Source organism: Candidatus Accumulibacter sp. ACC005 (assembly GCF_907163215.1).
Taxonomy (GTDB): Bacteria; Pseudomonadota; Gammaproteobacteria; order Burkholderiales; family Rhodocyclaceae; genus Accumulibacter; species Accumulibacter regalis.
Window position 1 is genome coordinate 124,727 of the sequence record NZ_CAJQUB010000015.1, and the last position, 11,045, is coordinate 135,771.

An 11,045-nucleotide genomic window follows, 5' to 3' on the forward strand; every position below is an offset into this window, starting at 1 on the left:
AATAGCCATGCAGCCGGACCGTACCGCCGAACTCAAAGCCTGCCTCGAAAGGAAGATTCTCGTTCTCGACGGCGCCATGGGCACGATGATCCAGCGCCATCGGCTGCAGGAAGCGGATTACCGCGGCAGCCGCTTCGCCGGGCACGCGCACGACCTGAAAGGCAACAACGACCTCCTCGTGCTCACCCAGCCCGATCTGATCCGCGCAATTCACGCCGAGTATCTGACGGCGGGCGCCGACATCATCGAAACCAACACCTTCAACTCGACCAGCGTCTCGCAGGCCGACTACCACCTCGAAGCCATCGTCCACGAGCTGAACGTCGCCGGCGCCCAGCTCGCACGCTCGGTTTGCGACGAGTTCACCGCCCGCGACCCGAGCCGGCCACGTTTCGTCGCCGGCGGCCTCGGGCCGACGTCGCGTACGGCGTCGATCTCGCCGGACGTCAACGATCCGGGCTACCGCAACACCAGCTTCGACCAACTGGTGGGCACCTACAGCGAAGCCGTGCGCGGACTTTGCGAGGGTGGCGTGGACATCATCCTGGTCGAGACGGTGTTCGACACGCTGAACGCCAAGGCCGCGCTGTTTGCCGTCGAGCAGTACTTCGAGCAGGTGGGACGACGCTGGCCGGTGATGATCTCGGGAACGATCACCGACGCCTCGGGGCGGACGCTATCCGGGCAGACTGCCGAGGCTTTCTGGAACTCGCTGAACCACGTTCGGCCGCTGAGTTTCGGTCTGAACTGCGCGCTCGGCGCCGCTGAGTTGCGCCAGTACGTCGAAGAGTTGTCGCGCATTTGCGACTGCTTCATCTCCGCGTATCCCAATGCCGGGCTGCCGAACGCCTTTGGCGGCTACGACGAGACGCCGGAGCAGCTCGCCGCGGAAGTTTCCGACTGGGCCCGGCAGGGCTTCGTGAATATCGTCGGCGGCTGCTGCGGCACCTCGCCCGAACACATCGCGGCGATCAGCAGGGGCGTCAGCGGCGTCAAGCCGCGTGCCGTGCCGCAGGTCGAGCGGAAACTGCGCCTCTCCGGACTCGAACCCTTCAACGTCGGCAAGGAATCGCTGTTCGTCAATGTCGGCGAACGAACCAACGTCACCGGCTCGAAGGCCTTCGCACGGATGATTCTCGAAGGCCGCTTCGACGACGCGCTGGCCGTCGCCCGGCAGCAGGTCGAGAACGGCGCGCAGGTCATCGACATCAACATGGACGAGGCGATGCTCGACTCGAAGGCGGCGATGGAGCGCTTCCTCAAGCTGATCGCCAGCGAGCCGGACATCTCGCGCGTGCCGATCATGATCGACTCGTCGAAATGGGAGGTCATCGAGGCCGGCCTCAAGTGCATCCAGGGCAAGGGCATCGTCAACTCGATCTCGATGAAGGAGGGCGAGGCCGGATTCCTGCGCCAGGCGCGGCTGGCCAGACGCTACGGCGCAGCGGTCGTGGTGATGGCCTTCGACGAAAGCGGCCAGGCCGACACCTACGCGCGCAAGACCGAAATTTGTGCGCGCGCCTACCAGCTGCTCACCGAGCAGGCGGCATTTCCGCCCGAGGACATCATCTTCGACCCGAACATCTTCGCCATCGCCACCGGCATCGAGGAGCACAACAACTACGCCGTCGACTTCATCGAGGCGTGCAAGTGGATCCGCGCCAATCTGCCCGGTGCGCAGATCTCGGGAGGCGTCTCCAACGTCTCCTTCTCGTTCCGTGGCAACGACGCGGTGCGCGAGGCGATCCACACCGTCTTCCTCTATCACGCGGTCAAGGCCGGGCTGTCGATGGGCATCGTCAACGCCGGCATGCTCGGCGTCTACGACGACCTCGACCCGGCGCTGCGCGACAAGGTCGAGGACGTGGTCCTCAACCGTAGCCCGGCAGCCGGTGAAGCGCTGGTCGAGTTCGCGCTGACCGTCAAGGAGGGCAAGGCCAAAGATACCGGCCCCGATCTCAGCTGGCGTGAGCTGCCGGTCGAACAGCGCCTGACGCACGCGCTGGTCAAGGGCATCAACAACTTCGTCGTCGACGACACCGAAGAATGCCGTGCGGCGCTCGAAGCCGCGGGCAAGCCGCCGCTGTCGGTGATCGAAGGACCGCTGATGAACGGCATGAACGTCGTCGGCGACCTCTTCGGCGCCGGCAAGATGTTCCTGCCGCAGGTGGTCAAGTCGGCGCGGGTGATGAAGCAGGCGGTCGCCCACCTGATCCCCTATATCGAAGCCGAGAAACTGCGTACCGGGGTGAGCAGCAAGGGCAAGATCGTCGTCGCCACGGTCAAGGGCGACGTTCACGACATCGGCAAGAACATCGTCGGCGTCGTCCTCGGCTGCAATGGCTACGACGTCGTCGACCTCGGGGTGATGGTCTCCTGCGACAAGATCCTGCACGCGGCCAGGGAACACGGCGCGCAGGCGGTCGGGCTGTCGGGCCTGATCACCCCGTCACTCGAGGAGATGAGTCACGTCGCCGCCGAAATGCAGCGCCTGGGCTTTGCCGACGGCGCCGATGGCGGCCCGCCAGTGCCGCTGCTGATCGGCGGCGCGACGACCAGCCGCGCGCATACGGCGATCAAGATCGCGCCGAACTACAGCGGGCCGGTGATCTACGTCCCCGACGCCTCGCGCGCCGTCGGTGTTGTCACCCAGCTGCTGTCGATCGACCACGCGGCCAGCTTCAAGAGCGAGGTCGCCGCCGACTATGAAAAACTGCGCGCACAGCACGCCAACAAGAAGGGAGTCCAGCTGGTCGGCCTGGCCGCGGCACGCGACAACCGTTTCAAGGCTGACCCCGACGCGGGTTACCGGCCGCTCGCGCCGCGCAAACCGGGGCTGCACGTGCTGCGTGACATCGACCTGGCAACGCTCGCCGAGTTCATCGACTGGGGACCGTTCTTCCAGACCTGGGATCTGGCCGGCAGCTTCCCGAAGATCCTCGACGACCCGCTGGTGGGCGAGACGGCGCGCGAAGTCTATGCCGACGCGCAGAAGATGCTGCACACGATCATTGCCGAGAAATGGCTGAGCGCCAACGCCGTCTTCGGCCTTTTCCCGGCCAACGCCGTCGGTGACGACATCGAGATCTACGCCGACGAAGCGCGCCGCGAGAAGTTGATGAGCTGGCACAATCTGCGCCAGCAACAGGAGCGCCCGACGGGCAAACCCCACTACTGCCTGAGCGATTTCGTCGCCGAGCGCGGTACGCCGGACTGGCTGGGGGCGTTTGCCGTCGGCGCCGGCTTCGGCATCGAAGGCAAGCTCGCCGAATTCGCCGCGGCGCACGACGACTACCACGCGATCATCCTGAAAGCGCTTGCCGACCGCCTCGCCGAGGCCTGTGCCGAATGGTTGCACGCGCAGGTGCGGCGCGACTACTGGGGCTACGCGAGCGATGAGACGCTCGACTGCGAAGCGCTGATCCGCGAGGACTACCGCGGCACTCGGCCAGCGCCCGGCTACCCGGCGTGCCCCGACCACACTGCCAAGCGCGCGCTCTTCGCAGTGCTCGACGCGCCGGCCAACGCCGGCATGGGGCTGACCGAGAATTTCGCGATGACGCCGGCGGCGGCGGTGGCCGGCTTCTATCTGGCGCACCCCCAGGCACGCTACTTTGCCGTCGGCAAGATCGCGCGCGACCAGCTCGAAGACTGGGCGGCGCGCGCCGGCTTCAGCGTCGCCGAAGCCGAACGCTGGCTGGCCCCTCTGCTCTAGGCAAACGGGCAGGCGCCGAACGGGAGGCCGCAAGCTGAGCGCGCACGATCTGCCCGACTTCGTCGTGCGCGACGTCGACCTCGGCGCACGGACCACGCTGCGCTTGCCGGGGCGGGCGGCGTTTTTCGCCGAAATCGACGCCAGCGCGCAACTGGCAGCGCTCGCCGGCAATCACCGCCGTCGCCGCTTCGTCCTCGGTGCGGGCAGCAACCTGGTGCTCACCGGCGACTTCGACGGCCTGCTCCTGCACATGGCGATTCGCGGTCGCCAGCTGATCGGCGAAGACGACGACGCCTGGTACCTGCGCGTGGGCGCCGGCGAGAACTGGCACCAGCTGGTACTGTGGACGCTGGCCAGGGGCTGGCCCGGCCTGGAGAATCTGGCGCTCATTCCCGGCACGGTCGGCGCTGCACCGATCCAGAATATCGGCGCCTATGGGCTGGAAGTCGGCGAGCACCTGCACGCCGTCGAAGCCATCGACATGGTCACCGGCCGAGCCCTGCGCCTCGATCGCGACGACTGCCGCCTGGCCTACCGTGACAGCGTTTTCAAGCAGGAAGGTTGGCACCTGAGCGGGCAGCGGGTGATCACCCGGGTGACCTTCCGTCTGCCGAAAGCCTGGCAGCCGCTGCTCGCCTACCGCGACCTCGCCGCCGAAATCGAGCGCCAGCAGGTCAGCAACCCGCCCGCCGCCTGTACGCCCGGGCAAATCGCCGCGGCGGTGATCCGCGTCCGCAGCCGCAAGCTTCCCGACCCGGCGACGCTGCCGAACGCCGGCAGCTTCTTCCACAACCCGGTGGTCAGCGCGTCGGTCGCCGCCAGCCTGGCCATTGCCCATCCCGATCTGCCGCGCTACCCGCAGCAGGACGGCCGGGTCAAGCTCGCCGCCGGCTGGCTGATCGAGCACAGCGGCTGGAAAGGCAGGGATCTGGGCCGCGCCGGGATGTACGCCAAGCAGGCGCTGGTGCTGGTCAATCACGGCGGCGCACGCGGCGCCGACGTGCTGGCGTTGGCGCAGGCCGTTCAGGCCGCCGTACGCGAACGCTTCGCCGTCGAACTCGTGCCGGAACCGGTCTTTCTCTGAGCGCTGCCTGCCGATCAGACGGCGTTCACCGGCGGCCGGTCGAGATCGCCGCGTTCACACCGGCACGACGCTGCCACAAAGTTCGATGAACTCGTCGCCCTCAAAGCAGGCGCCGACGGTGTGCTCTTCATCCCAGAGCGTGCTGTAGGCCAACTCGGTGCTCGCCTTGCCATCCAGCGACGAGACCGTAACGGCGACCAGCGACACCGCCCCCCACACCTGACTGGCGTCCGCCAGCCTGGGGAAAGCGGCACTCGCTTCGCTCAGCTCGCCCCGCGCCAGAGATTCCGCATACGGGCCGTAATGCTCGAGCAGCGCCTGTTCGATGGTTGGCCGCCAGCCGGCAAAGCGCGTGGCGACTTCTCGCGCCGCCTGCAAGGCCTGTGCGTCGGGCTCGTTGCGCGTCCCGGAGACCGCCAGCGGGACGCTCTCGTCGGCGCCAAGGCTGATCGAGCCGCGCCAGTGGCCGCGCGAGCGCACGAGCTCGCCAAGCTGCGGGTCGCTAAACGGCGCCGATTTGAAAAGATCAAACATGGGTTATTGCTCCCTACTGACCAAGTTGACAAGGACTATCGCGGCAAACTGCCGAAGCCTCAAAATACCTCGTCCGGGCGCAGGAATCGCCATTGGCCGAGCGGCAGGTCGGCGAGTCTGACGGCGCCGATGCGCACGCGCTTGAGGCCACGGACGCGCAAGCCGACCAGCTCGCACATGCGCCGGATCTGACGCTTGCGTCCCTCGCGGAGCACGAAGCGCAGCTGATCGTCGTTCAGCCACTCGACCTTGGCCGGCTTCAGTGGCCGCTCGTCGAGGCTGAGGCCATGATTCAACAGCGCCAGGCCCTTGCCGTCAAGCTGGCCCTCGACGCGAACCAGATACTCCTTGTCGACGCTGCTATCCTGGCCGATCAGGTGGCGCGCGACGCGACCATCCTGGGTCAGCACGAGCAGGCCGGTCGAATCGATATCGAGGCGGCCGGCAGGCGCCAGACCCTTGAGGCATGAAGGATGAAACGCGGGCGTGTCCGGCGTGCACAGCTGGTTTTCGGGCTGAATCAGCGTCACCGCGGGCGTGAAACCGGGCTCCGGCTGCCCGGAAACGTAGCCCATCGGCTTGTGCAGCAGGATCGTCATGCGGCTTTGCTGGCACGCCTGCGCCTGCTTGTCGAGAACGATCACCGCCGACGGGTCGGCGCGGGTGCCGAGTTCGCTCACCCGCCGCCCATCGACGAAAACCCAGCCGCGCGCGATATAGTCGTCGGCGTTGCGCCGCGAACACAGGCCGCGCTCGGCCATCAGCTTGGAAATACGAACGCCCGCTTGCGGAGCCTCGCTGCTTGCGGCGGCGGGCCTGGCCGGCGCGGGCGACGGACCCGCCGCGGAGCGTGTCGACGCAGCCGACGAGACCGAGCCTGCCGGAATCCGGCGTACCACCCTTGCCGGTTTGACATCGGCCGCTGGCGGCGCGCGGGAAGCCGGCGCGGCCCCGGTTCCCGGGGCTACGCCCTGCGGCTTGCGTGGCCGATCGGCCATGAATCAGGCGATGTCCAGCAACTCGATTTCGAAGGTGATCTTGGCGTGGGGCGGAATCAGGCTGCCGGCACCGCGCGCACCGTAGGCGAGATCGGCCGGAATGATCAGCCGGCGGATGCCGCCCACGCACATTCCCGGGACACCTTCCTCCCAGCCGGCGATCACGTGTTTTCCGTCCAGCGGAAAGCGGAAGGGTTCGTTGCGGTCCACGCTCGAGTCAAACTTCGTGCCGTCGGCAAGCCAGCCGGTGTAATGCACGATGACGTGCTGCCCAGAGCAGGCGACCGGTCCACTACCGGCGATAATGTCCTCAATCTGGAGACCGCTGGGGGTGGTGACAATGGGCATCGGAGATCCTCATAAACGAAAAAAAGCGCAGTGTAGCCCAGCATCCCGCGAAAAGGGCCATTTCGGCGCATTATGCCAAGTGCCTCCGACCCCCTTCAAGCGCATCCTTACGACATATTCGTTGGCGGATGCACGAGCACGGCGGTGAAGCCCCATTAATAATATGGATACCTTCGCCGAGCAGGCGATCCGGTAAAATGCAGGAAAAGATCAGCCAGGGATTCGAACCATGGACGCATCGACGCTTAGTGAGCCAGTTACCACCGACCAGGAAGCCCTGCAGGAGTTCATCGACATCCTGTGGGAGTACGCACCAACGATCGAACGCGACGTTGCGCACCTCCGGAACCATCCCACTGAACGCGCGGTCGTCGGCAATCTGTTCCGCACACTGCACAATATCAAGGGCGACGCCGCACTGTGCAAGGTCGAAGTGGGCGTGGCCATCGTGCATCCGATGGAGTCGGTTCTCGTGCGCGTGCGCAACGGCGAGCTCCCGTTCACCGATGCCATTGCCGAAACCATCCTGTTGACGGTCGATCGCCTCGAGCTGGCGGTTGAACGGCTGTCCTCCGGGCAGACACTCGACGGCCTGCAGCTTCAACTCCTGATCGAAGGGCTGGAAAAGCTGGCCGCGGCGAAGCCATCCCGACTCGACGCGTGTGTCGCCGAAGTGATCGAAGCGGTGACCGGCAGCCGCCCGGTCGCTGTCCCGCTCCCGGTCATGGTCGGCGAAACGAAACGCGGCCCGGGCGATGGCTCCAGGTCGCAAGCCGCCGACGACCTGCTTTTCTTTCTGACGCTCGCCAATCAGTTCGAAATGCGCTCACCGCGTTTCGAGGGCCGTACCATGCGCATCCTGCGTCTGGCACTGGAAACCAATCAGATGGCCGGCGACCCGATTGACCCGGTGCAACTTGAAGCCGCCATCTACATGCACGACATCGGCATGATGTTTCTTCCCGAATCCGTGTGGCTCAGGGCCAGTGCGCTGACCGCCGCGGAGCAACGCATCATGCGCGCGCACCCGGGACACGCCGCCGGCCTGCTGTCGCGCATGGGCGGCTGGTCAGCCGCCGCCGAGATGGTCGCGCAGCACCATGAAATGCCTGACGGCAAGGGTTACCCGGGCGGCCTGAAAGGGGCAGGGATCTGCCCCGGTGCCAAGGTGCTGGCCATCGTCGATGCCTTCGAGGCGGTGATGTTGAAGCACGCCGAGCGTGGTCGCAAACGCTCCCTGCTGCGCGCCATCGCCGAGATCAACGCCTGCGACCAGCAGTTCGCGCCGGAATGGATCGAGCCTTTCAACCAGGTGATACGGCGCGCCGCTGACACCCGATGACTGATCAAGGGGCGGCCGATCTGGAGCGCCGCTTCGCGGGCATTGCGCGCCTGTACGGTCCGGCCGCACTGCAGCACTTCCAGCGCGCTCATGTCGCCGTCGTCGGCGTCGGCGGCGTCGGTTCGTGGGCTGCCGAAGCACTGGCGCGGTCGGCCATCGGCAGGATCACGCTGATCGATCTGGACATGGTCGCCGAGTCCAACGTCAACCGCCAGGTACACGCACTCGACGGCGAGTTCGGCAAGGCCAAGGTCAGCGCCATGGCGCAGCGCATCCAGGCCATCAATCCAGCCTGCACGGTCAGCGAAGTCGAGGATTTCGTGACCCCGGAGAACGTCGATGCGCTTTTCGCCGGTCCTTTCGACTATGTGATCGACGCCATCGACCAGGTGCGTACCAAGGCGGCGATGATCGCCTGCGCGCGACGTTGCGCGCTGCCGCTGATCACTGCCGGTGGCGCCGGCGGCCAGATCGACGCGACGCGCATTCAGATCGCCGACCTGGCCTTGAGCAGCCAGGATCCCCTGCTCGCCAGGCTGCGCTCGCTGCTGCGCAAGGACCATGGCTTCACGCGCGAGCCAAAGAAGAAATTCGGCGTTGCTGCGGTCTTCTCGAGCGAAGCGCTTCGCTATCCCGAAGCCGCCACGGCGGGCGGGCAAGCACCGACGCTCAGCGGACTGAACTGCGCCGGTTACGGTTCTTCGGTCTGCGTCACCGCCACCTTCGGCCTGCTGGCTGCCGGCGAAGTGCTCAGGGTCCTGGCCAGCGGCGCGCCGCGCGCGGCGACCGGGCAAGCCTGCGGGCAAGCGTAGCGCCACGAGCGGCGTCCGCCGGTCGCTGCCCGCCGCCTGGCCGGCGACAGCTGCTCAGCCCAGCAAGACGCGATTCTTGCCGGCCTGCTTGGCGGCGAACATCGCCTCGTCGGCGCGTTTGCTGACCGAAGCCTGCGTATCACCGGCACGCAGATCGGTCAGGCCCGCGCTGAAGGTGATCAGCTGCCGGTTGTTGTTGTGCAGGAAAATACGCCGGGTCAGCTCGCGTTGCAGGCGGACCAGCGCCGTCTGCGCGTCCTCGAGCGGCGTATCGGGGAGCAGGATGATGAACTCCTCGCCACCGAAGCGGGCGACCGTATCCTGCGGACGCATCGTCTCGCGAATGACCGTCGTCAGGTGGATCAGCGCGGCGTCGCCGGCGTCGTGTCCGAGGCTGTCGTTGAGCTTCTTGAAGTTGTCGATGTCGAGCAAGGCGACGCAGAGGGTCGATTGGCGGCGCTGCGCGCGCGCCGTCTCCTTCTCGAACGCTTCTTCTAGACCGCGACGATTGAGGACGCCGGTAAGCTGGTCGTGACGCACCAGGGTGCTGGCCTTGTCGAGCTCGGCCTGCAGTTCTCCGATGCGCTTCTCGGCGTCCTCGACGCTCTGCTTGGCATTGCGCAGCTCGTCACGCGAACGCTGCGCGTTGAGCTGGATGATCTGCGTCTCGCGGATCACTTCCGCGAGCACGTCTTCCAGCTCGGAGATGTCTTCGGCGTTACTGATGCGGTCGGCGCAGATTTCGATCTTGTCGTGATAGTCCGAAGTCGAATCGGCAAACTCGGCCAGGTGATCGACGAAACCGGCGAGCATCTGCTTGAGGCTTTCGCGCGCTTCGTTGAGGCTGTGCTTCAGCTGCCCCTGCTTGAAAATCACTTCCTTGAGCCGATTTTCGGCATCGCCGATCGAGCGGATGCTCAACGGGCCGGCGACGATATCGCGAACGATCTCGATCTGGCCGGCGAGCCAACGGTCCTCGACGACCAGCTCGCCAACGTTCTCGATCAACAACTGGAGCAGATTGAGCAGGCCCGCACGCAGCTCGACGCGGTCTTCGGCGAGGATTTCGAGGCGAAAAGCAAAGCGCTTGATACTCGCCTGCAAGCCGTCCATCGCTGCGCGCGAGGTGGCCGTGCGAATCTTGTGCGCCAACGCTTTCGCGTCGGCGACCAGCTCCGGCTCGTCATGAAGCTGTGACGGAACGAGCACTTCCAGCGTGTACGCGAAGATCTCGCTCAGCTCGGCCGACAACTCGGCAGCCTGCGCGCTGGTCTGCTGCGCTTTTGCCGCCGCGGCAAGGTCTGCCGTCGACGGCTTGGCCGACGGGGCGGCCGTCGCAGTCACCGCCTTGTCGCCCTCGACGAGGGGGATTTCCTCGGCCATCGGCGCATTCAGCGACCACGAGCGGACCAGCCCCTGCAGGCGCGTGAACAGCAGCTCGCTGTTGCCGGCAGCGCCGGCCAGTACCCGCTCCACCGCCTCGCGCTTGCGGGCCACGGTCAGACCCGCCTGCTTGCTCTCCCACTGCCGCAGGAAGTCGCCGAACAGCTCACTCCAGGGAAGATCCTGTTCCTTGCCGAGCTGCGCGAAGAACTCGCCCAAGCCGCGTTTGAGCTCGTCCCAGGTCTTGCCCTTGAACGCCTGCTCGAAGCGCTTCAGCAACCTCTCCTGAGCCGGCTTTTCCTTCGGCAAGGCGCTTAGCAGCGCCTTCAGCTCACGCTCCGGAAACGGCGCCGCGGCGCCGGCCGGGGTCCCGGCGATCTCGTGGTACAGCGCGCGATAATTCTCGGGCGACGGCGGCAAGCGCCGGCTGGCCAACAGGCGAAAGGCTTCGCGGGCAATTTCCGACGGATTCGTGGGCGTTGGCATGAGCTTCCATCAACAAGAGTTGCGGGTCGCGGCATTTTAGCAGCGCGCCCGCTGCGGAGAAAGCACGCCGAGCGGTGGAAGTTGCGCTAGATCAGACACCTGAGGGAGGAGCGCAGCGCTTCGCCCGGGCCGCAACGGCGGCTCGCCTGGCGCCCAGCCAGCCAGCCCCCGGACACGCCCGCCAGGCACGACGCAAGCACGTCACCGCCTGGCGGACGATTCCGATTCGGCTATAATCACGGCCTCGGCAGCCGTCGCCGCCTCCGTAGCATGAAGGTCGTGCAGTTGATTTGTAATCATCAGGTGTTGGTTCGATTCCGACCGGAGGCACCAGTAGAAACAA

8 protein-coding genes and 1 tRNA gene are annotated in these 11,045 nt (G+C 66.2%); 5 read left to right on the forward strand and 4 right to left on the reverse strand.

Annotation, left to right across the window (positions count from 1 at the left end):
* Positions 1–7: 7 nt before the first annotated feature.
* Positions 8–3,715: a methionine synthase gene (gene metH, locus QZ613_RS18470; protein ID WP_291983488.1), complete on the forward strand. Its 3,708-nt coding sequence runs from the start codon at positions 8–10 to the stop codon at positions 3,713–3,715.
* Positions 3,716–3,779: 64 nt separating this feature from the next.
* On the forward strand, positions 3,780–4,799 hold the full coding sequence (gene murB, locus QZ613_RS18475) for a UDP-N-acetylmuramate dehydrogenase (protein ID WP_291983491.1): 1,020 nt from the start codon (positions 3,780–3,782) through the stop codon (positions 4,797–4,799).
* A gap of 54 nt (positions 4,800–4,853) precedes the next feature.
* Here murB and QZ613_RS18480 read toward each other — a convergent pair whose 3' ends face one another.
* Genes QZ613_RS18480 through QZ613_RS18490 form a run of 3 tightly spaced genes read right to left on the reverse strand, consistent with a single transcriptional unit; the run spans position 4,854 to position 6,679 of the window.
* The gene (locus QZ613_RS18480) at positions 4,854–5,333 is read right to left on the reverse strand and encodes a hypothetical protein (RefSeq protein ID WP_043562594.1); all 480 of its coding nucleotides are present in this window, start codon (positions 5,331–5,333) and stop codon (positions 4,854–4,856) included.
* A 59-nt stretch (positions 5,334–5,392) separates the two neighbouring features.
* Positions 5,393–6,331 carry a pseudouridine synthase gene (locus QZ613_RS18485; protein WP_291865565.1) on the reverse strand — a complete coding sequence of 313 codons (939 nt, stop codon included), beginning with the start codon at positions 6,329–6,331 and terminating at the stop codon, positions 5,393–5,395.
* A gap of 3 nt (positions 6,332–6,334) precedes the next feature.
* Complete coding sequence (locus QZ613_RS18490; protein WP_291865568.1) at positions 6,335–6,679, reverse strand: FKBP-type peptidyl-prolyl cis-trans isomerase; 345 nt, start codon at positions 6,677–6,679, stop codon at positions 6,335–6,337.
* A gap of 229 nt (positions 6,680–6,908) precedes the next feature.
* On the opposite strand from QZ613_RS18490, the gene QZ613_RS18495 reads away from it, so the two are divergent.
* Both QZ613_RS18495 and QZ613_RS18500 read left to right on the forward strand, forming a co-directional pair.
* On the forward strand, positions 6,909–8,021 hold the full coding sequence (locus QZ613_RS18495) for an HD domain-containing phosphohydrolase (protein WP_291983493.1): 1,113 nt from the start codon (positions 6,909–6,911) through the stop codon (positions 8,019–8,021).
* The gene (locus QZ613_RS18500; RefSeq protein ID WP_291865572.1) at positions 8,018–8,833 is read left to right on the forward strand and encodes a tRNA threonylcarbamoyladenosine dehydratase; all 816 of its coding nucleotides are present in this window, start codon (positions 8,018–8,020) and stop codon (positions 8,831–8,833) included. Before QZ613_RS18495 ends, QZ613_RS18500 begins: the two co-directional genes overlap by 4 nt.
* A gap of 54 nt (positions 8,834–8,887) precedes the next feature.
* Here the strand turns inward: QZ613_RS18500 and QZ613_RS18505 are convergent, their stop codons facing one another.
* On the reverse strand, positions 8,888–10,702 hold the full coding sequence (locus QZ613_RS18505) for a GGDEF domain-containing protein (RefSeq protein WP_291983495.1): 1,815 nt from the start codon (positions 10,700–10,702) through the stop codon (positions 8,888–8,890).
* A gap of 259 nt (positions 10,703–10,961) precedes the next feature.
* On the opposite strand from QZ613_RS18505, the gene QZ613_RS18510 reads away from it, so the two are divergent.
* Positions 10,962–11,035 (forward strand) — tRNA-Thr (locus QZ613_RS18510).
* Positions 11,036–11,045 lie beyond the last annotated feature (10 nt).

Bases quoted from the DNA above. Each gene is read 5' to 3' on its own strand.
- QZ613_RS18500 (WP_291865572.1), top strand. From the start codon at position 8,018: ATGACTGATCAAGGGGCGGCCGATCTGGAGCGCCGCTTCGCGGGCATT.
- metH (WP_291983488.1), top strand. From the start codon at position 8: ATGCAGCCGGACCGTACCGCCGAACTCAAAGCCTGCCTCGAAAGGAAG.
- QZ613_RS18490 (WP_291865568.1), bottom strand. From the start codon at position 6,679: ATGCCCATTGTCACCACCCCCAGCGGTCTCCAGATTGAGGACATTATC.
- QZ613_RS18505 (WP_291983495.1), bottom strand. From the start codon at position 10,702: ATGCCAACGCCCACGAATCCGTCGGAAATTGCCCGCGAAGCCTTTCGC.
- QZ613_RS18485 (WP_291865565.1), bottom strand. From the start codon at position 6,331: ATGGCCGATCGGCCACGCAAGCCGCAGGGCGTAGCCCCGGGAACCGGG.
- QZ613_RS18480 (WP_043562594.1), bottom strand. From the start codon at position 5,333: ATGTTTGATCTTTTCAAATCGGCGCCGTTTAGCGACCCGCAGCTTGGC.
- QZ613_RS18495 (WP_291983493.1), top strand. From the start codon at position 6,909: ATGGACGCATCGACGCTTAGTGAGCCAGTTACCACCGACCAGGAAGCC.